The 19,913-nt window shown below is 71.8% G+C and carries 21 protein-coding genes and 1 riboswitch; of the genes, 5 read left to right on the top strand and 16 right to left on the bottom strand.

Going from position 1 to position 19,913, the window contains the following annotated elements; translation table 11 throughout:
* Positions 1-213 precede the first annotated feature (213 nt).
* On the bottom strand, positions 214-2,091 hold the full coding sequence (locus MR1_RS13540) for an ABC transporter ATP-binding protein (protein ID WP_067247798.1): 1,878 nt from the start codon (positions 2,089-2,091) through the stop codon (positions 214-216).
* 58 nt (positions 2,092-2,149) lie between these two features.
* Positions 2,150-2,356 (bottom strand): AsnC family protein, encoded by a 207-nt coding sequence (locus MR1_RS13535; protein ID WP_157518194.1) that lies wholly within the window; start codon positions 2,354-2,356, stop codon positions 2,150-2,152.
* A gap of 153 nt (positions 2,357-2,509) precedes the next feature.
* Between MR1_RS13535 and MR1_RS13530 the strand changes: the two genes are divergently transcribed.
* Positions 2,510-3,430 (top strand): NADP-dependent oxidoreductase, encoded by a 921-nt coding sequence (locus MR1_RS13530; protein WP_067247815.1) that lies wholly within the window; start codon positions 2,510-2,512, stop codon positions 3,428-3,430.
* A gap of 52 nt (positions 3,431-3,482) precedes the next feature.
* Here MR1_RS13530 and MR1_RS13525 read toward each other — a convergent pair whose 3' ends face one another.
* On the bottom strand, positions 3,483-4,088 hold the full coding sequence (locus MR1_RS13525; RefSeq protein ID WP_084344672.1) for a TetR/AcrR family transcriptional regulator: 606 nt from the start codon (positions 4,086-4,088) through the stop codon (positions 3,483-3,485).
* 144 nt (positions 4,089-4,232) lie between these two features.
* Between MR1_RS13525 and MR1_RS13520 the strand changes: the two genes are divergently transcribed.
* Genes MR1_RS13520 through MR1_RS13510 form a run of 3 tightly spaced genes read left to right on the top strand, consistent with a single transcriptional unit; the run spans position 4,233 to position 7,587 of the window.
* Positions 4,233-5,183: an alpha/beta hydrolase gene (locus tag MR1_RS13520; RefSeq protein ID WP_084344676.1), complete on the top strand. Its 951-nt coding sequence runs from the start codon at positions 4,233-4,235 to the stop codon at positions 5,181-5,183.
* Positions 5,180-6,844 (top strand): flavin-containing monooxygenase, encoded by a 1,665-nt coding sequence (locus tag MR1_RS13515; RefSeq protein ID WP_084344670.1) that lies wholly within the window; start codon positions 5,180-5,182, stop codon positions 6,842-6,844. Before MR1_RS13520 ends, MR1_RS13515 begins: the two co-directional genes overlap by 4 nt.
* Positions 6,841-7,587 (top strand): glucose 1-dehydrogenase, encoded by a 747-nt coding sequence (locus MR1_RS13510; RefSeq protein ID WP_067247792.1) that lies wholly within the window; start codon positions 6,841-6,843, stop codon positions 7,585-7,587. The genes MR1_RS13515 and MR1_RS13510 overlap by 4 nt, the downstream gene beginning before the upstream one ends.
* A gap of 88 nt (positions 7,588-7,675) precedes the next feature.
* Here MR1_RS13510 and MR1_RS13505 read toward each other — a convergent pair whose 3' ends face one another.
* From MR1_RS13505 to MR1_RS13460, 10 genes are all read right to left on the bottom strand, one after another.
* Positions 7,676-8,086 carry an MmcQ/YjbR family DNA-binding protein gene (locus tag MR1_RS13505; protein WP_067247789.1) on the bottom strand — a complete coding sequence of 137 codons (411 nt, stop codon included), beginning with the start codon at positions 8,084-8,086 and terminating at the stop codon, positions 7,676-7,678.
* Between the two features lie 32 nt (positions 8,087-8,118).
* Positions 8,119-9,573 (bottom strand): MFS transporter, encoded by a 1,455-nt coding sequence (locus MR1_RS13500; protein ID WP_067247786.1) that lies wholly within the window; start codon positions 9,571-9,573, stop codon positions 8,119-8,121.
* Positions 9,574-9,736: 163 nt separating this feature from the next.
* Complete coding sequence (locus MR1_RS13495) at positions 9,737-10,090, bottom strand: Fe-S protein (RefSeq protein WP_067247783.1); 354 nt, start codon at positions 10,088-10,090, stop codon at positions 9,737-9,739.
* A 47-nt stretch (positions 10,091-10,137) separates the two neighbouring features.
* Positions 10,138-10,614 (bottom strand): 6,7-dimethyl-8-ribityllumazine synthase, encoded by a 477-nt coding sequence (gene ribH, locus MR1_RS13490; RefSeq protein WP_067247780.1) that lies wholly within the window; start codon positions 10,612-10,614, stop codon positions 10,138-10,140.
* Entirely contained in the window at positions 10,611-11,912 is a 1,302-nt protein-coding gene (locus MR1_RS13485; protein ID WP_067247779.1) for a bifunctional 3,4-dihydroxy-2-butanone-4-phosphate synthase/GTP cyclohydrolase II, read from the bottom strand. The genes ribH and MR1_RS13485 overlap by 4 nt, the downstream gene beginning before the upstream one ends.
* Complete coding sequence (locus MR1_RS13480) at positions 11,909-12,580, bottom strand: riboflavin synthase (RefSeq protein WP_067247776.1); 672 nt, start codon at positions 12,578-12,580, stop codon at positions 11,909-11,911. The genes MR1_RS13485 and MR1_RS13480 overlap by 4 nt, the downstream gene beginning before the upstream one ends.
* Positions 12,580-13,629, bottom strand: a complete 1,050-nt coding sequence (gene ribD / locus MR1_RS13475) for a bifunctional diaminohydroxyphosphoribosylaminopyrimidine deaminase/5-amino-6-(5-phosphoribosylamino)uracil reductase RibD (RefSeq protein WP_067247775.1) — start codon at positions 13,627-13,629, stop codon at positions 12,580-12,582. The genes MR1_RS13480 and ribD overlap by 1 nt, the downstream gene beginning before the upstream one ends.
* 55 nt (positions 13,630-13,684) lie before the next feature.
* Positions 13,685-13,837, bottom strand: a riboswitch (FMN riboswitch).
* 68 nt (positions 13,838-13,905) lie between these two features.
* Positions 13,906-14,781: an Fpg/Nei family DNA glycosylase gene (locus tag MR1_RS13470; protein ID WP_067247772.1), complete on the bottom strand. Its 876-nt coding sequence runs from the start codon at positions 14,779-14,781 to the stop codon at positions 13,906-13,908.
* A 54-nt stretch (positions 14,782-14,835) separates the two neighbouring features.
* Positions 14,836-15,405 carry a GNAT family N-acetyltransferase gene (locus MR1_RS13465; protein WP_067247769.1) on the bottom strand — a complete coding sequence of 190 codons (570 nt, stop codon included), beginning with the start codon at positions 15,403-15,405 and terminating at the stop codon, positions 14,836-14,838.
* Positions 15,406-15,453: 48 nt separating this feature from the next.
* Positions 15,454-16,323, bottom strand: coding sequence for an oxygenase MpaB family protein (locus MR1_RS13460; protein ID WP_067247766.1), 870 nt, complete (start codon positions 16,321-16,323; stop codon positions 15,454-15,456).
* A 72-nt stretch (positions 16,324-16,395) separates the two neighbouring features.
* Here MR1_RS13460 and MR1_RS13455 point away from each other — a divergent pair, with 72 nt between their 5' ends.
* Complete coding sequence (locus MR1_RS13455; RefSeq protein WP_157518192.1) at positions 16,396-17,055, top strand: TetR/AcrR family transcriptional regulator; 660 nt, start codon at positions 16,396-16,398, stop codon at positions 17,053-17,055.
* Between the two features lie 30 nt (positions 17,056-17,085).
* Here MR1_RS13455 and trpS read toward each other — a convergent pair whose 3' ends face one another.
* From trpS to MR1_RS13440, 3 genes are all read right to left on the bottom strand, one after another.
* Entirely contained in the window at positions 17,086-18,090 is a 1,005-nt protein-coding gene (trpS, locus tag MR1_RS13450; RefSeq protein WP_084344668.1) for a tryptophan--tRNA ligase, read from the bottom strand.
* A gap of 100 nt (positions 18,091-18,190) precedes the next feature.
* The gene (locus tag MR1_RS13445) at positions 18,191-18,739 is read right to left on the bottom strand and encodes a hypothetical protein (RefSeq protein ID WP_157518189.1); all 549 of its coding nucleotides are present in this window, start codon (positions 18,737-18,739) and stop codon (positions 18,191-18,193) included.
* 159 nt (positions 18,740-18,898) lie between these two features.
* On the bottom strand, positions 18,899-19,738 hold the full coding sequence (locus MR1_RS13440; RefSeq protein WP_067247755.1) for an exodeoxyribonuclease III: 840 nt from the start codon (positions 19,736-19,738) through the stop codon (positions 18,899-18,901).
* Positions 19,739-19,913: the final 175 nt, after the last annotated feature.

Raw genomic sequence — 19,913 nt, 5'->3', positions numbered from 1 at the left:
GTCTCTCTTCTGTCTCCTCCCTCTTCCCCGGCTCCGTCGCTGTGGCTGACGCGGTGACCGCAGCCTCCCGCGGACGACTCGTGGGTTCCCTTCCGCCGGAGTGGGGGACGTCCGCGGAAGCGCGGGACGTCCGCGGGGGTGGGGGTCGTCAGCGGGGGTGGTGGTTCTCCGCGGGAGCGGGGGGGCGTCCGGCGGGGCGGGGATCTCCGAGGGTCAGACGAGGAGCTGGTGACGGGCGAGGTCGCGGTAGAGCGGGGTGGACTCGATCAGCTCATCGTGCGTTCCCTGGCCGACGACCTCGCCGTCCTGCAGCACCACGATGCGGTCGCTGTCGACCACGGTCGACAGCCGGTGCGCGATGACGATGAGGGTGCGTCCCTCGGCCACGGCGTCGATCGCCTCCCGCATCCGCTGCTCGTTGACGCCGTCGAGCGAGGACGTGGACTCGTCCAGGAGCAGGATCGGCGCGTCCGTCAGGAGGGCGCGGGCGATCGCCAGGCGCTGGCGCTCGCCGCCCGAGAGCATGACGCCGTCCTCGCCGACCGGCGCGTCGAGGCCGAGGGGGCTTCGCTCCAGCACGTCCGCGAGGTTCACTGCGCGCAGGACCTGTTCGCACGCCGCGTCGGTGGCGTCGGGGGAGGCCAGCCGGAGGTTGTCGGCAAGCGTGCCTGCGAGCGTCGGGGCGTCCTGCTCCACGTAGCCGAAGTGCGCACGCAGGCGCTCGCGGGAGTAGGTGCGGATGTCGTGCCCGTTCAGGCGGATGGATCCGCCCGTGGGGTCGTAGAAGCGCTCGACGAGCGAGAGGATCGTGCTCTTTCCTGCACCGCTCGGGCCGACGAGGGCGACGCGGGAACCGCGGGGCACGGCGAACGAGACCCCGCGCAGGACGTCCTGCGCGGCGCCGACGGGGTCGGCATCCGCCTCCGCGCCGACGTGCGCGTCCGCCAGCAGCACGCGCGCCTGCTCGGCGGCGGCCCGCCGAGCCGTCACGACGTTCTCCGGATACCGGAACCGCACGTCGCGGAACTCGATCGCGGGCGCGCCGGCGACGGCGTGCGTGCTCGCCTCGTCGGGCTCGTCGCCGTCCGACTCGATCGGCAGATCGAGGACCTCCTGGATCCGTCCGAGGGCTCCGAGCGCCTGGTTGACGGACGTGATCGCGCCGAAGGCCGATCCGAGCGGCATGATCAGCAGGAAGAGGAACATGATGAAGATCACGAGGTCCGCGATCGACAGGGCGCCGGACGCGACACGGAAGCCGCCGACGCCCAGCACGACGAGCAGCGAAAGCTGCATCGCGATCCCGGCGACGGGGACGACGAGGGCCGAGACCTTGGCGATCCGCACACCGAGACCGTAGGCCTCGGCGGCCAGGCCGCTTACCGCGGCCGTCTCGCGCTCGGTCGCGCCCGAGGCGCGGACGGTCCGGATCGATCCGACGGCGCGCTCCACGCCGGACGCGAGCTCTCCGACCTTCTCCTGCTGTGCGGCGGATGCCGTGCGGATGCGCGTGCTCAGCAGCACCACCGCGGCGACGGAGGCGCCGATGACGAGAACGATGAGCAGCAGCAGGATCGGGTCGATCAGGAGCATCGCGACGATCGCGCCGACGAAGAGCAGCGCGTTGCCGATCGCGTCCGCCAATCCCTGCGTGAGCACGGCGTAGAGGAGGGTCGTGTCGGTGCCGACCCGCGAGACGAGGTCGCCGGTGCGGCGGGCGTCGAACTCGCTGATCGGGAGATGGAGGATCCGGGCGATCAGTCGGCGGCGGCTCGAGTGCACGACGGCGGTGCCGGTGCGCTGCAGCAGGTAGTGCTGGTAGCCGGAGATCAGCGAGGACACGACGACGAATCCGACGAGCAGCCAGATCAGCGCTCCGAGCGGCAGCTCCTTCTGCACCCGGTCGATCACCTGCCCGACGAGCACGGGCTGGACGAGCGTCGCCGCAGCGCCGAGGATGCTGAGTATCGTGACGAGGACGAGCACCTTCTTGTGCTCGAGGAGGAACGGGAGGAGCTGGCGGAACGTCGCGCGGGGGCCGTCCTGCGGTGCGCGGCGTCCACGACGGCGTGCTGTCGCCGGGGAGGACATGGGGACCTCGTTCTGTGCGGGCCCGCACGGGCGGGCCGGGGAGCATGAGGGGGTGCTTCTATTGTCTGCCGTACTTCTTATGGGCTGCCTGCTTGGTGACGCCGAGGGCGCTGGCGATCGCCTGCCAGGAGTATCCGGCCAGACGCGCGCGGCGCACCTGGGCCTCCTCGGCGCGGGCGATCTCGCGGCGGACCCCGGCGAGACGGTGCAGCTCGGCGATCGGTTCGTCGTCCGGGTCGGTGGCGAGGGCGGTGTGCGTGGTCATGTCGTCAATCATGGTTGACCCGCGGGGGAATGTCAATGAACGTTGACGATCGATCGTCCGCGGGGTGACGGATCGTCCGGGGATCGGGCGGATCCGCGCCAGGGGCTCGCGGACGGGGTGAGGATGGAGATCCACCGAACCGAGAGGGACCGCATGCGCGCCGCCGTCTACGACCACTACACCCAGGACCCGGACGAGGTCGTCGTCCGGGACGTCGCCGAGCCGAAGCTCTTCCCGGGCTCCGTCCTCATCGAGGTGCGCGCCGCGGGCGTGAACCCGGTCGACTGGAAGGTCATGGCCGGGTACCTGGAGGGGCTGATCGACGCCCGCTTCCCGGTCATCCCCGGCTGGGATGTCGCGGGCGTCGTGGTGGGGCTCGGCGTGGACACCCCGGAGTTCGCGATCGGCGACGAGGTGATGGCGTACGCGCGCAAGGACGTGGTCGCCGACGGCACGTTCGCCGAGCGCGTCGCCGTGTCCGCGCACGCGGTGGCGCACAAGCCCGCCTCGTTGAGCTGGGAGCAGGCCGGCGCCCTGCCGCTCGCGGGCGGGACGGCGCTGCGGACGATCGACGCCCTCGGCGACCTGGACGGGCGCACCCTCCTGGTGCACGGCGCAGCCGGCGGCGTGGGCTCCCTCGCCGTGCAGATCGCTGCGGATCGGGGCGCGCGGGTGATCGGGACCGCCTCGGAGCGCAATCACGAGTACCTGCGCGGACTCGGCATCGTCCCCGTCGTGTACGGCGAGGGACTGGCCGAGCGAGTGCGCGCGCTGGCGGGCGGACCGGTGGACGCCGTGGCCGACTTCGTCGGCGGGCAGCTGGAGACCACGCTCGCGGTGCTCCGGGACGGCGGGCGGCACGCGTCCGTGGCGGATGCCACGGTGCCCGAACACGGCGGGCGATCGATCTGGGTGCGCCCCGACGGTGCGGAGACCGCGCGCCTCGCCGCCCTGGCCGACTCCGGTCGTCTGCGGATCGAGATCGCCGGCACCTACCCGCTCGACGGGGTCGGCGACGCGTTCCGGGCGAGCCGGACCGGTCACACGCGCGGCAAGCTCGTCATCGTGCCCTGAGCGTGTTCCCGGGCGGCCGCCGGCATCCGCCGCGGGACGCGCTGCCGTCGCCTCACCTGGCGGGAGCGCGGTAGGCGGCCCACATCGCCGCGGTGACGGCGGCGAGCCGGTCCTCGTCGACGGGATGGCCGCCGGCGCGGCGACGGAACGCGACGTGAAGCGGGGCGAGGAGCACCATCGCTGTGATCGCCGCGTCCTCCTCGTCGTCGACGACACCTCCGTCACGGAGCGCCCGAGCGAGGCGATGGGCGCCGGGGAGCGCATCGGGGAGGAGACGCGCGGCGAGCCGGGCGTCGGACTCGGCGGCCTCGTAGACGGGGCGCATGAGGGGCGCGGTGTCCGCCCAGTTGGCGAGCGCGCCGGCGATCCAGCGGTGCAGCCCGGCGTCGTCGCGCGAGCGCAGCAACGCGGCGAGGTCGTCGTAGCTCGGCTCGAAGCCGTCCGCGGCGCGGGACATGATCTCCTCCAGCAGCGCCGCCTTGCTTCCGAAGTGCAGGTAGAAGGTCGCTCTGCTCGCGCCCGCGTGCGCGGCGATGTCGTCGATCCGGGTGTGCGGGTATCCCGTCTCGGCGAAGACCTCGATCGCCGCGTCCACGAGGGCCTCCCTCGTGGCGGCCTTCTGGCGCTGGCGAAGCGGTACCGGGCGGGAGTGTTCCATGCGTCGATACTAGACACCCTCGCGTACTTGTCTACTCACAAGACGGCATGACAGGTGGATTGACGCGGTGTCAGATCCTTGGTGGTGTGGGGGAGCGCATCGATGGCCGATGCCGTCAGGGAGACGAAGCCGAAGGAGGCTCCCATGTCCCACCCGTACGATCCCGAGTTGGCCCCCGCGATGCCGTATCTGCCCGACATCGACCTCCGCGACATCGAGGGCACCCGCCGGCGACTCGCCGAGGCCGCGGCGGTGCTGCCGCCCTACGAGCCCGGGCCGGGCGTGCGCCGCGAGACCGTCGCTGTTCCGGGAGCGGACGGCGCTCCTCCCGTGGCGATCGAGCTGATGCGCCCGGAGGAGGCCGGCCCCGCACCGGTCGTCGTGTGGTTCCACGGCGGCGGCTTCGTGCTCGGAGACGCGGCGGAATCGCTGCCGTTCCTGGAGACGGTCGTGCGCGCGTCGGGATCGATCGCCGCCTCGGTGCAGTACCGGCGCTCGCCGGAGTCCGTGTTTCCCGCAGCGATCGAGGACGGCGTCGCCGCCGTCCTCGGACTCGTCCGTGACGCCGAGCGCCTGGGCATCGACCCGGACCGCATCGCGATCGGCGGTCAAAGTGCCGGCGGTGCGCTCGCAGCCGGTGTCGCGCTGCGTCTGCGGGACACCGGGGGACCGACGCTGCGACTGCTCCTCCTCGACATCCCCGTCACCGATGACCGCGTCTCGTCCGAGTCGGCGCGGGCGTACGAGGACACACCGATGTGGAACCGGCGCAACGCCGAGCTGAGCTGGCGGGCGTACCTCGGCGAGGGGGCGACGGCGGATGCCTATGCCGCCCCCGCGCGGGCGTCGGATCTGTCCGGCCTCCCGCCGACGTTCGTCTCCGTGAACCAGGTCGACCCGTTGCGCGACGAGGGCCTCGAGTTCGCCCGTCGCCTCGCCCAGGCGGGCGTGCCGTGCGAGGCGCACCTGTATCCGGGCACGTTCCACGCCTCGGCGAGCATCGCTCCGGCCGCGCGCGTGTCACAGCGTCAGCTCGCGGACATCCGAGAGGCGTTCGCCCGCGCGCTCGCGCCCGTCGCGGAGGTATCCCGATGACGGCCACGGACGCCGACGTCGTCGTCGTGGGCGCCGGATTCGCCGGGATCTACGCCGTGCACGCGCTGCGAGGACGAGGGCTCCGCGTGACGGGGTTCGAATCGGGAAGCGGCGTCGGCGGGACCTGGTTCTGGAACCGGTATCCGGGTGCCCGCTGCGACGTCGAGAGCCTGGACTACCAGTACGCGTTCGATCCGGGGATCAACGACGGCTGGACCTGGAGCGAGCGGTACGCGACGGCCCCGGAGATCCTCCGCTACGCCGACTGGGTCGCGGACCGTCTCGGAGTCCGTTCCGCGTTCCGTTTCGGAACGACGGTGACATCGGCCCGCTACGACGAGCGAGAGGCCGTCTGGGAGGTCGTGGCCTCGGACGGGACGACCACACGGGCACGGTTCGTGGTCGCGGCCAGCGGGTCGATCTCGGCGACCTCCGTCCCGCCGTTCGCGGGCGTGGAGGACTTCGAGGGCCTCTCCCTCCATCCGGGACGCTGGCCGCACGACGGCGTCGACCTCTCCGGCGCCCGCGTCGCCGTGATCGGGGTCGGATCCTCGGGCGTGCAGCTCGTCCCGGAGCTCGCCCGGACCGCGGCCGAGCTGACCGTCTTCCAGCGCACGCCCGCATACACGATCCCCGCGCGCAACCGCCCGCTCTACGCGGACGAGGTCATCCGGGCGCGGAAGCAGGCGAGCCAGCGCGCCGACCGGCGACGCGCATCGCCCTCGGGGCTGTCGGACATCTTCACCACGCAGACGCTGCGCGACACCCCGGAGCCGGAGCGTTCCCGCCGACTCGACGAGGCGTGGAAACTCGGCGGAAACCTCTTCTTCACGACGTTCATCGACGCACCGGTCGATCCCGAGTCCAACGAGCGCCTCGCCGACTACGTCCGCGACCGCATCGCGGAGACCGTCGAGGATCCGGAGACCGCGGAGGCGCTCACCCCGAGGGACTACCCGATCGGCGGCAAGCGGATCGTCACGGACACCGACTTCCATGCGACGTTCAACCTCCCGCACGTCGACCTGGTCGACCTCCGTGCGGATCCGATCGAGCGCATCACGCCCCGCGGCGTCGCCACGCGATCCGGGGAGCGCCCGTTCGACGTGATCGTGTACGCGACCGGCTACGACAACCTCACCGGCGCGTTGACGCGCGTGGACTACCGAGGTCGGGACGGTGTCGCGCTGGCGGATGCCTGGCGCGACGGCGTCCGGACGTACCTCGGGATACAGACGGCGGGGTTCCCGAACCTCTTCATGATCACCGGCCCGCAGTCCCCGTCCGTCCTCGTCAACATGTTCGCCGCGATCGAGCAGCACGTCGAATGGGTCGCCGACGCGATCACGCGCCTCGGAACCGGCGGCGCGGCCATCGAGCCGCGGGAGGCGTCCGAGCAGGAGTGGTCCGAGACCGTCGAGGCGGCCTTCGGCCGCACGCTCAAGACCCGCGCCCGCTCCTGGTATCGAGGGCAGAACATCGAGGGCAAGCCGACGAGGGCACTCGTGTACGCCGGCGGTCTCCTCGACTACCGCCGGCGTTGCGACGCCGAGGCGGAGAACGGCTATCCCGGGTTCCACCTCACCGGATCCGAATCCGTGTCCCCGGCGGGGAGCACCGGACCGACGACCACCACCATCGCGAAGGAGTACCAGCCATGACCGGACGACTCGACGGAAAGCGCGCGCTCATCACCGGCGCCGCCCGGGGGATGGGAGCCGCGCACGCCCGCGCCTTCGTCGCCGAGGGAGCACGCGTCGTGCTGGCCGATGTCGCGGACGACGAGGGGCGCGCCCTCGCCGCCGAGCTCGGCGACGCCGCGCGCTACGTCTACCTCGACGTGACGGACGCCGAGGGCTGGACCGCTGCGGTGCGTGTGGCTGAGGAGGAGTTCGGAGGCCTCGACGTCCTCGTGAACAACGCGGGCGTCTTCCTGCGCGCGCCCCTCGAGGAGACGACGCCGGAGACCTGGCATCGCATCCTGGACATCAACCTGACCGGTCCGTTCCTGGGCATGCGCGCCGCGCTCGGCGCCCTGACGGCCTCGGGGCGCGGATCGATCGTCAACGTCTCGTCCACGGCGGGCATGGAGGGCTACCCCGGCTATCACGCGTACGGCGCGTCGAAGTGGGGGCTGCGCGGGCTGACGAAGTCCGCCGCCCTCGAGCTGGCATCGGTCGGGATCCGGGTCAACTCTCTCCATCCGGGCGGCGTCGCCACCCCGCTCATCGAGGCGTTCCGCGAGATCACCGATGCGGACCTCGAGGGGAGCACGCTCACGAGGCTCGCGCGTCCTGAGGAGGTGACCGGGCTCGTCGTCTTCCTCGCCGGAGACGAGTCCAGCTACTGCACGGGCGCCGAGTTCGTCGTCGACGGCGGGATCACTGCCGGAACGCTCGTCTGACACGGCCGGCCCGCCGGTCGATACTCGTCGCCGGGCTGCCCTCGTCGATCTGGGCCGCGTCGGCCGAGGGCCTGTCCTGAGCCCCGGCTCAGGACAGGCCCTGCGCGGCCAGCCAGTCGGCGCCGACCGCGGAGGGCACGCGCAACAGCCAGGCGTCCGTGATGGTCTCGCGCAGCAGGGCGTCGTCGATGACGCTCAGGCGGATCAGCACGGCCGGGTAGCCCTCGAAGTGCGGGATGGTGAAGAACGCGTCCGGGTAGGTCTCGAGCAGTGCCGCCTTCGCCTGCGGCCCGTCGACACGCACGCCCACCACGGTGTCGTCGGGCCAGTCGAGCCCGAGGGCGCCGAGCTGCTCCAGGTCGCGCTTGCTCGGCGGCCGCTCCCAGACGACCAGTCCGGCGGCCGTGCGCCAGGTCGCCCCGCCGCGATGACCGTCCACCTTCTCGGTCACCTGCGGGAGCGCGAGCGCGATCCGGCGCACATCCTCGAGCGTCGCCATGCGGTCAGTGTAGGCGGCCGACGGCGACGCCGCTACGGCTGCGCGGCGATCCCGAGATCGTCCTCGTAGGCGTGGTCCTTGGTCTCGGGGGTCAGCAGCAGCGCGATGAACGTCAGCACCGCCATGGCGGAGAGGTAGACGCCGACCAGCCACGGCGAGCCGTCGCCGAGCGCCCACAGCCACACGGCGATCAGCGGCGCCACCGCCGCGCCGAGGATCGAGGACACGTTGTACGAGATCGCCGAGCCGGAGTAGCGGACGTTCGTCGGGAACAGCTCGGGCAGGAGCGCCCCCATCGGACCGAAGGTCATGCCCATGAGCAGGAAGCCGAGGATGAGGAAGCACTGGGTGAGGATCGTCGTCAGCTCAGGGGTCGCCTGGGGGAGGAGGAACAGCGAGAAGGTCAGGCCGAACACGATGATCCCGGCGGTCACCCACAGCAGCAGGCGTCGGCGGCCGAACCGGTCGGCGAGCGGGCCGGAGACGAGGGTGAAGATCCCGAAGAAGACCACGCCGATGATCTGCATGATCACGAAGTGCGTGTACCCGAAGCCCTGCCCCGGGTAGAACTGCGCGGCGAACGCCTCCGGATCGAAGGTCCCGCCCGCTGCCTCCGTCGCCTTCTGCGCGGCAGCCGAGGCGACCTCGAGCGACGCGGGCTTGGTCCCGTACGACAGCGTGAAGTTCGTCATCAGATAGAAGAGGACGTACGTGGCCAGCATGATGAACGTGCCGAGGATCAGCTGCTTCCCGTGGTGGCGGAACACCGTCGCCAGCGGGAGCTTGCGGATCACGCCCCTGTCCGCGGCGCGCGTGAAGGTCTCCGATTCCACGAGCTTCAGCCGCACCCACAGGCCGATGACGACCATGACCGCCGAGAACAGGAACGGCACGCGCCAGCCCCAGCTCAGGAACGCCTCGGACTTGAGGCTCGGGTCGGACTCGTGCGGCAGCAGCGCGTTGATGATGAGGAAGAGGCCGTTGGCGATGATGAAGCCCAGCGGCGCGCCGAGCTGCGGGAACGTGCCGTACCACGCGCGCTTGCCCTGCGGGGCGTTCTCGGTGGCCACGAGCGCCGCCCCCGACCACTCGCCGCCGAGCGCGAACCCCTGCGCGAGGCGGAGGATGAGCAGCAGCAGCGCGGCCCAGACGCCGATGTCGTGGAACGTCGGGAGCAGCCCGATGAGGAACGTCGCGATGCCCATCGTCAGGAGCGAGGCGACGAGCGTGGCCTTGCGTCCGAACTTGTCGCCGAAGTGGCCGAAGACGACGGCGCCGACGGGGCGGGCGACCATGGCGGCGCCGAACACCGCGAACGACGACAGCAGCGAGGTGGTGTCGTTGCCGGTCGGGAAGAACAGTGCAGGGAAGACGAGGACGGCGGCCGTCGCGTAGACGTAGAAGTCGTAGAACTCGATCGTCGTGCCGATGAGGCTGGCGAGGATGACGCGCGAGCGCGGGTTGGCAGGTGTGGCGACGGTGGCCATCGATTCCTCCGGTCGGTGATGAAGCCTCCCCCTCGAGGCTGCTCTCGGTGAGCAGAGGGAGTCTATGGCCGAAGAACCGTGCGGACCGAGACCGACGCGGAATATCGCAGACGACGATGCGGCCGGTCCGTTCCCGGATCCGGCCGCATCGACGACGAACGGGTCAGCGCCAGAGCATGCCCATCCCGGCGTTGGCCAGCGTCAGCAGACCGATCAGCCAGAACACTCCGGACGGCACCGCCTCGCCGCGCTTCTGGCGTGCGGCGCCGATGCCGAGCATGGCGCCGATCACGAGCAGCACGACGAGCTTCACGCCGATCTTGACGTAGTTGAGGTCGTAGGAGATGCCCCACGGAGCGGCGAGGGCGAGCCCGGCGACACCGGCGATCGCGAGGCCCCAGTCCATGATCTTGGTGATGCGGCGCTCGCCGCCGAAGGCCTGGGCGGCCCATGCTCCGAAGAGCACGGCGAAGCCGATGAGATGGACGAACACGACGATCAGGCGCAGGGTCTCCATGGCGGAAGCCTAGGCCTGGCGCCGCAACGGCGCTAGGAAGGCGACCCTCAGGCGCCGCGCAGCTCGCGGATCACGAGGGCGGTCCGCAGCGCGGCGTCCGCCGCTTCCGCGCCCTTGTCCTCGCGGGAGCCGGGGAGACCGGCGCGATCCAGCCCCTGCTGCTCGTCGTCCAGGGTGAGGACGCCGAATCCGACCGGGCGTCCGGCGTCGAGCGCGACCCGGGTGAGCCCGTCGGTCGTCGCGGCCGAGACGTACTCGAAGTGCGGCGTGCCGCCCCGGATGATCACCCCGAGCGCCACCACCGCGTCGGCCCCGCCCGCGAAGGCGGCCTGCGCCGCCACCGCGAGCTCGAACGAACCGGGGACGCGGACGAGGCGATGCGTGGCCCCGGCCGCGTCGAGGACCCGCTGCGCCCCGGCGATCAGGCCGTTGGTGATGGTCTCGTGCCACGTCCCCGCGACGACGACCACGTGGGTGCCCGTCGCGTCGATGCCGCCGGTCTCGGGTGCTCCTGCGCCGCTCATGCGTGCTCCTTCAGCTCGTGCTCGCCGTCGGCGATCTCCTCGGTGCGCGCGAGGGCGGCGGCCAGCTCCGCCTCGCCGATGATGTGTCCCATCCGATCGCGCTTGGTGGCCAGGTACTGGTGGTTGTTCGGTCCGACCCCGACGATGAGGGGGACCTGCTCCACCACGTCGAGACCCAGCTCGCGCAGCTGGGAGACCTTGTCGGTGTTGTTCGTCAGCAGACGCACCTTGGACACGCCGAGGTCGGCGAGGATCCCCGCGGCCGCGGCGTAGTCGCGCGCGTCGGCAGGTAGGCCCAGCGCGATGTTCGCGTCCACGGTGTCCAGCCCCTCCTCCTGGAGGCTGTACGCGCGCAGCTTGTTGATCAGGCCGATGCCGCGCCCCTCGTGGCCGCGCATGTAGATGACGATGCCGCCGTCCTGCTCGATCGCGTCGAGGGCGGCCTCGAGCTGCGGGCCGCACTCGCACTTCAGCGAGCCGAACGCCTCGCCGGTCAGGCACTCGGAATGCACGCGCACCAGCGCCGTCTCGCCGGGCTCGCCGGAGACGACCGCGATGTGGTCGGTGCCCGTCACGCGATCCTTGTAGGCGAGGAACCGGAACGTGCCGTGAGTCGTCGGGACGTTCGCGTCGGCGCGGAGGCTCACCCGCCGCCGGCTCGTCGCCGCCGGCGAGGACTCCTCGCGCGGCTCGTGCTCGTCGAGGTAGGCGATGAGCTGCTCGATCGTGATCACGGGGACCCCGTCGCGGGCGCCGAGCTCCTGGAGGCCGGGCAGCCGCATCATGCTGCCGTCCTCCGCCACGACCTCGGCGATCGCCCCGACCGGACGCAGACCCGCCAGTCGCATGAGCTCGACCGCGGCCTCGGTGTGGCCGCTGCGTTCGCGGACCCCGCCGTCGACGGCGCGGAGCGGGAGGACATGGCCCGGGCGGATGAGGTCCGAGGCCGTCGATGCGGCATCCGCGAGCACGTTGAGCGTGCGCGCGCGGTCCGAGGCGCTGATGCCGGTGGTGACGCCGGCGGCGGCGTCCACGCTCACCGTGTACGCGGTCGAGCGGGCGTCCTCGTTCACCTCGACCATCGGGGGGAGGTTCAGGGCGTCCGCGATGTCGGCGGGCATGGGCGCGCACAGGAAGCCGGAGGACCAGCGCACGGTCCAGGCCACCCACTCGGGCGTGGCCAGCTCGGCCGACAGGATGACGTCGCCCTCGTTCTCACGGTTCTCGTCGTCGGCGACGATGACGGGCCGTCCGGCGCGCAGCGCGTCGAGGGCCTCGGGGATGGTGGACAGGCTCATCGCGAGCCTCCTTCCGTGCCGGCGTCCGGTGCGCCGGGGGTCTGAGCTGCCGGAGTGTGCGCGCGGAACGCCAGGAGGCGCTCGACGTGACGGGCGAGGACGTCGGTCTCGAGGTTGACCCGATCGCCGACCCGGAGGGCGCCGAGGGTGGTCGCGGCGAGCGTCTCGGGGATGAGGGAGACCTCGAACCAGTGTCCGCTCGCGGCCGTGGGGGCGCTCACGGCGCTGACCGTGAGGGAGGTTCCGGCGACGCTGATCGACCCCTTGTCCACCACCAGCGGCGCCAGGTCCGCAGGCAGGGAGACACGCAGCACGCTCCACTGCGCACCCGGGCGGACGTCGAGCACCGTGCCGATGCCGTCCACGTGCCCCTGCACGATGTGCCCGCCCAGGCGGGCGCCGACGGGCATCGCCTTCTCGATGTTGACCCGCGTGCCGACCTGCGCGTCGGCGATCGCCGAGACGTCGAGGGTCTGCTTCATGACATCGGCGTCGAAGGTGTCCGTCGTGGAGCCCACGACGGTGAGGCATACGCCGCTCACCGCGATCGACTCCCCGTGCACGGCGTCCGAGGCCGCGCGGGGAGCACGCACGGTGAGCCGCCAACCGTCTCCGGCCGGGACGATCGCGGTGATCTCGCCGACCTCCTCGATGATTCCGGTGAACATCAGGCTGCTCCTTCGGGGGGTCCGTCGTGGTCGTGGGGCGAGGCGGGCCGGGCGATCGCGAGCAGATCCGCTCCGAGGGGCAGCCACTCGTCCACGACGAGGCGCCGCGCCCCGGAGATGTCGGCGACGCCGATGTCCCTCAGGGCGAGCCGGGGGCCTCCCAGCAGGACCGGCGCGATGTAGGCGAGGACGGCGTCCGCGAGCCCGGCGGCGACGAACGCGCTGGCGAGCGTCGGGCCGCCCTCGACGAAGACGCGCTGGAGGCCGCGGTCATGCAGCAGCAGCAACGCCTCGCGGAGGTCGTGTCCGGGGATCAGGATCGGCTCGTGCGGGTGCTGTCGCAGCGCGGCGTCGGCGGGGACCGCACGGCTGCCGATCACGACCGGAACCGGCTGGTGGTCGAGAAGGCGGCCGTCGTCGCGTGCGGTGAGTGCAGGGTCGTCGGCGAGGACGGTTCCCGTGCCCACGACGATCGCATCCGCCCGGGCACGACGGCGGTGCACGTCGGCGCGCGCGGCGGCGCCGGTGATCCACTGGCTCGACCCGTCGGCCGCGGCCGCGCGTCCGTCCAGGCTCTGGGCCCACTTCACGGTGACGTGCGGGCGCCCGAGACGCTGGGCGGTCATCCAGTCGGCGACGACCTCCCTGGCGGCGTCCGCCTGCTCGCCGGCCTCGACGTCGACGCCGGCGCCGCGCAGGCGCTCGGCCCCGCCCCCCGACAGCTCTCCCGGGTCGTCCAGCGCGTAGACGACGCGCGACACGCCGGCCTCGATGAGGGCGACCGCGCAGGGGCCGGTGCGACCGGTGTGGTTGCACGGCTCGAGCGTGACGACCGCGGTGGCGCCGTGCGCGGCGCCGGGAGCGAGGCGGGACAGGGCATCGACCTCGGCGTGCGGGGTCCCGGCGCCGCGATGCCAGCCTTCCGCAAGGGTCTCACCCGTAGGGGAGAGCAGAACGGCGCCGACCTGCGGATTGACGCCGCGGGGACCGCGACGGGCCAGCTCGATGGCGCGCGTCATCGCCGCGCGCTCAGCCGCCGTCGTCGTCATGTGCGTCGTCCCTTTCCGACCTGATCGATGGCTCCGGGGACGCACGTCGAATACTCGCGTGCTGCCTCCTATCCGGACTGACGAGGCTCTGCCTCGCATCACCGTCGGTTCCGGAATTCCACCGGATCGGCCTCGGTCGCGCGGGGCGCGTCCTCGGTTCGCGGACTCTCACCGCCGGTTCGGATTCTCACCGACCCCGGAGCACGTTGATGCTCTGAGTCTCCTCAACGCATCACCCCCGATCTTATTCCGTTGCATCTTTCCCGCGTCTCCGGGTTACTTGAGCAATCGCGAGAGGCGGCGGTCGGCGAGCGTCTTCCCACCGGTCTGACAGGTCGGGCAGTACTCCAGGGACCGGTCCGCGAAGAAGACGCTGCGCACGGTGTCCCCGCAGACGGGGCAGGCCTCGCCGCGTCGGCCGTGGACCTGCATCCCGCGCCGCTTGGCGTCCTTCAGGTCCGCCGGGGGCTTTCCGGAGGCCGCGGCCACCGCCTCGGCCAGGGTGGAGTGTATGGCGTCGTAGAGCCGGGTCACGTCCTCCGGGCCGAGAGAGGCGGCCGCGGCGTACGGCGACATGCGCGCCGCGTGCAGGATCTCGTCCGAGTACGCGTTGCCGATCCCGGCGATCACCCCCTGATCGCGCAGGAGCCCCTTGATCTGCGTGCGTCGCCCCTCGAGGAGCGCGGCGAACGTCTCCCTCGTGAAAGCGGGATCGAGGGGGTCAGGGCCGAGCCGGGCGATCCCGGGGACCTCTGCGGGGTCTCGGACGACGTACACGGCCAGGGACTTCTTCGTGCCCGCCTCGGTGAGATCGAAGCCGCTGTCGTCGTCGAAGGCCACGCGGAGGGCGATCGGCGAGCGGCCGGGACGGACCGGGGCGGTCGGCACCTGCTCGTACCAGCGGAGCCACCCGGCCTTGGCGAGATGGAACACGAGGTGCAGGCCTTCGCCGCCCGGCGCCGCGAGGTCCAGGTCGATGAACTTCCCGTGTCGCCGCACGCCCCGCACGGCGGCGCCGGGCAGCGCCGTCAGCGGGGGGTCGAAGGTCTTGAGCGCGGCGATGGCGGACACCGCGGCGCGCGTGAGCGTCAGACCTGTCGTCCTCTCGGCGAGGAAGTCGACGAGACCCTGGACCTCCGGCATCTCGGGCATGCGCCCATCCTGCCACCGGACGCCGACATCCGTGCCGGTCTCGTCCCCGCTCGGTCAGCCCAGCTCCACCGGCCAATCGACGGGGGAGCGGTCGTCGGTCGACAGCAGACCCGCCGTCCAGCCGTCGTCGCGGCCGCGGTGGCTGACGAGGGCCTGACGGCGCGTGCCCTCGAAGCGGAAGCCGAGGCCGCGGGCGGTGCGCGCCGACGGGATGTTGCCCTCCACCGCCTGCCACTGGATGCGGGCGAGGCCGAGGTCACGGAAACCCCAGTCGACGACGGCGCGGGCCGCCTCGCTGAGGTAGCCGTGCCCGCGTGCGGCGGGAGCGGTCCAGTACCCGAGCTCTGCGTGCCCGCCCGCGCGGTGTTCGGTGATGTGGTGCAGTCCGACGCACGCGATGAGGGACTCGTCGCGGTAGACGCCCCATACGGCCTCGTTGCCGTCGGCCCACGCCTGTGCGACGAAGGCGACGAAGTCCTCCGCGTCCTTGCGGGAGTACGGGCTGGGGACCGTCGTCCAGCGCGGGATCTCGGGGTCCTGGCATGCTGCGGTGATCGCGTCGACGTCGGTCTCCGTCGGCGGGCGGAGGACGAGACGATCGGTGTGCAGCACGACGGAATCCATCCCTCCAGGATATCTCGGAGGGGCCGCCGCCCCGGTTCCCGGCCCCGGTCAGCGCCGGGCGGCGCGCACCTTGCGGTAGGGGTGGGTGTCCACGCGGTCGGTGATCTCTGTGATGAGCCGATCGTAGGGGCGGTTCCGACGCGCGAGTCCGATCAGGCGCCGGGTGCTGCGTCCGGCCCGCCGCAGGTTCATCGGCCGCCCCTCGACGCCGTAGAGGAGAAGAGCCCAGTCCGGCAGGAGGGAGAGCACCCCGTCCTGCACGACGACGGACGTCCACACCGCGATCGGGTTGCCGCGCAGGCGCGGCGCGCGGAGAGTCCGGGTCACCTGCGCGGCGGGCAGGGTGAGCGCCATCCAGTGCCGTTGGTCGTCGATGTACTGCTCCAGATCGGCTCGGGAGGCGGGCAGCCCGGTGACCTCGCAGCCGACGAGACCCGCGGCGATGTGCTGCTCGCGGACGAAGGCGTCCTGCTCGTCCGGCGTCAGCTCCAGGCCGAAGGCCTCCGACGAACGAAGGAGAGCGAACACGAGAGTGTTGTGGGTCCAGTCGAGCCAGGCGGGCTCGTCGGCGCGGAGCGTCTGCCCGGAGTGCGGGTCGGTCCAGACGGCGTGGGCGTGCATCCGCCGGACCGATGCGGCCGCGGCATCGGCATGCGCGCGGTCCCCGAACACCGTGGTCTCGAGGAACCGGCCCGTGCGCTCGCTGCGCCCGGCGGGGTCGTCGTACGCGGCGGTCGCCTGGTCGAAGAGGCGCATCATGTTCGGATTGAGCGCCTGGAGCAGGAGGGCTGCCATGCCGCCGAGCTTGGTGGCGGGGTCGGAGAAGACACGCCAGGAGACGCTCTCCGGTCCGAAGTATCCCTCGTCCTCGCGGGCGGAGACGGCGGACGCGGTGACGGGATCGACGGCGGGGGACATGGCACTCCTCGGGTTCGGCGCAACGCGGCGGTCCGCTCCGCCATATTGGTGGACTATGTCCATACTTGGACTATGTCCGACATTAGCGAAGGTTCCAGCCCCGCCGCTACCGGAAGGCGCGAGCGGAATCGGAGGCGCACGCTGCGGGCCATCGAGCGCGCGGCGATCGGCATCGCCTGCGAATCCGGCTACGCCTCCGTGACGGTCGCCGAGATCTGTGCACGTGCGGACGTCGCACGGAGCACGTTCTTCAACTACGTCGCCTCCGTCGACGCCGCCGTCTTCGGCCCCGGGCTCAGGATGATCCCGGAGGAGCAGGCCATGGCGATCCTCGACGCCGACCCCGGGAACATCCCCCGCGCGCTGAACGTGGTGTCACTGGCCTCGGTCGGCAGCGACACGGTCGATCCCCTGGTCATGGCCGGTCGTCGTCGGCTCGTCCGCGAACAGCCCGAGACCCTCGGGCGCTGGGAGGAGACCTTCTCGACGCTGCGGCATCAGCTCGTCGATCTCACCGCCCGGTGGCTGCTCGCGCACCCGGAGCGCCGCGTTCTCGGCGAGGACCGGGTGGTACGGGAGGCGCTGCTGCTGGCGAACGCGTCCGGAGCCGTCGCGACCGTCCTCATGGACCAGTGGGCGGATGCGGAGGACGCCGGCACGTTCGCGGCGGGGACGGCGGACTTTGATCGGGGCCTCGCCGATCTCAAGCGCGTCCTCGCCGCGCACGGCTGACGCGGTCGGGGGCGCCGGCCCGGCGGACCGTCAGACGCGGCGGAGCAGGCCGACCTTGTCGTAGACGTCGGCGAGGGTCGCGTCGGCGACCTCGTCGGCGCGGGCGGCGTTCGCCGCGAGGATGCGGTCGAGCTCGGCCGGGTCCGCGAGCAGCTCCTGCGCACGCTCCCGCACGGGCCCGAACTCCTCCACGACGACCTCGGCGAGACCCTTCTTGAAATCGCCGTAGCCGCGGCCTGCGTACTCGTCCTCGATCGCGGCGACCTGTCGTCCGGTCAGCGCGGCGTAGATCGTGAGCAGGTTGGAGACCCCGGGCTTCTCGTCCCGGTCGAAGCGAACGCTGCCCTCGGTGTCGGTCACCGCGCGCATGATCTTCTTCGCGGACTTCGCCGGGTCGTCCAGCAGCCAGAGGACGCCGGCGTCGCTCTCGGCGGACTTCGACATCTTCGACGTCGGGTTCTGCAGATCGTAGATGCGGGCGGTGTCCTTCTGGATCACCGGCATCGGAATCGTGAACGTCGTCCCGAAGCGGGAGTTGAAGCGCTCGGCGAGGTCGCGGGTGAGCTCGACGTGCTGCTTCTGGTCGTCGCCGACCGGGACGACATCGGTTTGGTAGAGCAGGATGTCCGCGGCCATGAGCACGGGGTAGGTGAACAGGCCGACCGAGGTCGCGTCCGCGCCGTACCGCGAGGACTTGTCCTTGAACTGCGTCATCCGTCCGGCCTCGCCGAAGCCCGTGATGGTGCTCAGGATCCAGGCGAGCTCGGCGTGCGCACGGACGTGCGACTGGACGTAGAGCGTGGACTGCGACGGCTCGATCCCGGCGGCGATGTACTGCGCGGCCGTGCGCCGGGTCTTCTCCCGCAGCTCCGCCGGATCCTGCGCGACGGTCAGGGCGTGCAGGTCGACCACGGAGAAGAACGCGTCGTAGGAGCTCTGCAGGTCCCGCCACTGCAGCAGCGCCCCGATGTAGTTGCCGGCCTGGAGGGAGTCGGCGGAGGGCTGCATTCCAGAGTAGAGGCGGGGCTTCGTCACGCTCTCAATCCTATGCGGGGCCGGGAGCGCTTCTCGTCGCCCTTCGGGGCGGGCGGTATCGCCGGGGCGGTGCTCGCAGACGTGCTCATCCGGGCCCGGTTCAGCGTGTGCGGTCCGCCGGCCGCGTGCGCGCACCGGCGTGGTGGTGAAGATGCAGGATGCGCAGCCGCACGCCGTACAGCGCGATCGCCCCCGTCGTGACGAGGTAGACGACCGCGGCCTGGATGGCGTAAGCGGGGTAGTCGATGACCCAGGGCGACTGCCCAGGGCCTGCCGTCGGGTCGTCGAGCACGGGCGGGAGCACGATGCCGACGGCGTAGCCCGCGACCTGTCCGAGCGCGTACACCCCGAGCCCGAGAAGGAGCGCGACGACCGCCGGACCGGTGTGCTCGCGCCACACCGCCCGCGCGGCACGGTGAGCGGTCGGCGGCGCCCAGGACCCGCGTGCCGGCGCGAACCAGGAGGTCATGGTCGGGGCGAGCAGAAACGCCCCGGTGAGGAGAGCCGCGAGCAGCAGCACTCCGATTCCCAGCAGCCCCTCGCCGCCGGCGCGGCTCCGCATCAGCGGCGGGGTCAGAAGCAGCGCGAGAAGAGGAAGGCCGCCCAGCAGACAGCCGAACCAGGACCTGAGCAAGACGGAGGGATTCACAGTTCCGAGCATCCCGTGAGCGCGACGTCGGGGACACCGGGACATCCCTCCGGGGTTTTCGGGAAAGCCCGCCCGTCGAAGGGGCCGTCCACGGCGGCCGCGCCGGTGCCCGCTGGGTCAGCGCGTCCCCTGGTCGCGAGTCGCCGCGTCAGGGGGGCCTCAGTACGAGTAGTCGACGATGACGGGGGCGTGGTCGCTCCAGCGCTCGGCGTAGGTCGCCGCCCGGGCCACGTGGTAGCCGCCGGCGCGGGCCGCGAGGGACGGCGTCGCCAGGTGGTAGTCGATCCGCCAGCCGCTGTCGTTGTCGAACGCCTTGCCGCGCATCGACCACCACGTGTACGGGCCGTCGATCTCGCCGTGCGCCGTGCGACCGATGTCGATCCAGCCCAGGCCCGGACCCACCGATCCGTCGACGCCCGTGATCTCCTCGCCGACGGCTCCCAGGAACCGGTCGAAGTACGCCCGCTCGCGGGGAAGGAACCCGGCCTTGGTGCGATTGCCCCGCCAGTTCTTGATGTCCAGCTCGCGATGGCCGACGTTGAGGTCGCCGGTGACGAGCGCCAGGGCATCGTTCTCCGCGAGCTGGCCCAGACGGGTGGTCATGGCGTCGAGGAACCGCCACTTCTCGAGCTGCTTCGGGGTGTCGGCCTCGCCGGTGTGGACGTAGGCGCTCACGACCGTGAGCGGCGTCTGCCCGAGGAGGAAGTCCGCTTCGATCCAGCGGCCCGCCGAGTCGAAGTCCTCGTCGCCGAAGTCGGTGCGAGAGGCGAGCGCAGGCTCGCGACTCACGATGGCGACCCCGGCGCGACCCTTGGCCGTGGCTTCGTGGTGGACGACGGACCAGCCGGGGAACGCGGCCTCGAGGTGCTCGTCCTGCCCGCGGACCTCCTGGAGCGTCAGCACGTCGACGTCCGCGGCATCGAGCCAGGTGTGCATCCCGTTGCGGACCGCCGCGCGGATCCCGTTGACATTGACCGAGGCGACACGCAGATGAGGCATGTCTCCAGCCTAACGACGGCCTCGGACACGGCGGACCGGGCGGGTGCGGTCAGCCGATCGCGTCGCCGAGGCGGGAGGCGGCGCGGCGGTGGGCCTCGTCGGAGACCTCGGCGTCGGCGACGGCCCGCTCCCATTCCTCCTCCGCCCGGCGGAGGACGCGGCGCGCCCCGGCCCG

The sequence above is a fragment of the Microbacterium resistens NBRC 103078 genome (genome assembly GCF_001552355.1).
In the GTDB taxonomy this organism is placed as follows: Bacteria; Actinomycetota; Actinomycetes; order Actinomycetales; family Microbacteriaceae; genus Microbacterium; species Microbacterium resistens.
The sequence above is the reverse complement of the archived record's forward strand: the minus strand, read 5'-3'. Positions and strand labels throughout refer to the sequence as shown.

What these genes read in the sequence shown, in the direction of transcription:
- MR1_RS13520 (WP_084344676.1), top strand. Translation starts at nt 4,233, where the DNA reads ATGTCCCACCCGTACGATCCCGAGTTGGCCCCCGCGATGCCGTATCTG.
- MR1_RS13505 (WP_067247789.1), bottom strand. Translation starts at nt 8,086, where the DNA reads ATGGCGACGCTCGAGGATGTGCGCCGGATCGCGCTCGCGCTCCCGCAG.
- MR1_RS13440 (WP_067247755.1), bottom strand. Translation starts at nt 19,738, where the DNA reads ATGCCTCATCTGCGTGTCGCCTCGGTCAATGTCAACGGGATCCGCGCG.
- MR1_RS13480 (WP_067247776.1), bottom strand. Translation starts at nt 12,580, where the DNA reads ATGTTCACCGGAATCATCGAGGAGGTCGGCGAGATCACCGCGATCGTC.
- ribD (WP_067247775.1), bottom strand. Translation starts at nt 13,629, where the DNA reads ATGACGACGACGGCGGCTGAGCGCGCGGCGATGACGCGCGCCATCGAG.
- MR1_RS13535 (WP_157518194.1), bottom strand. Translation starts at nt 2,356, where the DNA reads ATGACCACGCACACCGCCCTCGCCACCGACCCGGACGACGAACCGATC.
- ribH (WP_067247780.1), bottom strand. Translation starts at nt 10,614, where the DNA reads ATGAGCGGCGCAGGAGCACCCGAGACCGGCGGCATCGACGCGACGGGC.
- MR1_RS13495 (WP_067247783.1), bottom strand. Translation starts at nt 10,090, where the DNA reads ATGGAGACCCTGCGCCTGATCGTCGTGTTCGTCCATCTCATCGGCTTC.
- MR1_RS13455 (WP_157518192.1), top strand. Translation starts at nt 16,396, where the DNA reads ATGTCCGACATTAGCGAAGGTTCCAGCCCCGCCGCTACCGGAAGGCGC.
- MR1_RS13470 (WP_067247772.1), bottom strand. Translation starts at nt 14,781, where the DNA reads ATGCCCGAGATGCCGGAGGTCCAGGGTCTCGTCGACTTCCTCGCCGAG.
- MR1_RS13530 (WP_067247815.1), top strand. Translation starts at nt 2,510, where the DNA reads ATGCGCGCCGCCGTCTACGACCACTACACCCAGGACCCGGACGAGGTC.
- MR1_RS13460 (WP_067247766.1), bottom strand. Translation starts at nt 16,323, where the DNA reads ATGTCCCCCGCCGTCGATCCCGTCACCGCGTCCGCCGTCTCCGCCCGC.
- MR1_RS13510 (WP_067247792.1), top strand. Translation starts at nt 6,841, where the DNA reads ATGACCGGACGACTCGACGGAAAGCGCGCGCTCATCACCGGCGCCGCC.
- MR1_RS13540 (WP_067247798.1), bottom strand. Translation starts at nt 2,091, where the DNA reads ATGTCCTCCCCGGCGACAGCACGCCGTCGTGGACGCCGCGCACCGCAG.
- MR1_RS13515 (WP_084344670.1), top strand. Translation starts at nt 5,180, where the DNA reads ATGACGGCCACGGACGCCGACGTCGTCGTCGTGGGCGCCGGATTCGCC.
- MR1_RS13500 (WP_067247786.1), bottom strand. Translation starts at nt 9,573, where the DNA reads ATGGCCACCGTCGCCACACCTGCCAACCCGCGCTCGCGCGTCATCCTC.
- MR1_RS13465 (WP_067247769.1), bottom strand. Translation starts at nt 15,405, where the DNA reads ATGGATTCCGTCGTGCTGCACACCGATCGTCTCGTCCTCCGCCCGCCG.
- MR1_RS13525 (WP_084344672.1), bottom strand. Translation starts at nt 4,088, where the DNA reads ATGGAACACTCCCGCCCGGTACCGCTTCGCCAGCGCCAGAAGGCCGCC.
- MR1_RS13485 (WP_067247779.1), bottom strand. Translation starts at nt 11,912, where the DNA reads ATGAGCCTGTCCACCATCCCCGAGGCCCTCGACGCGCTGCGCGCCGGA.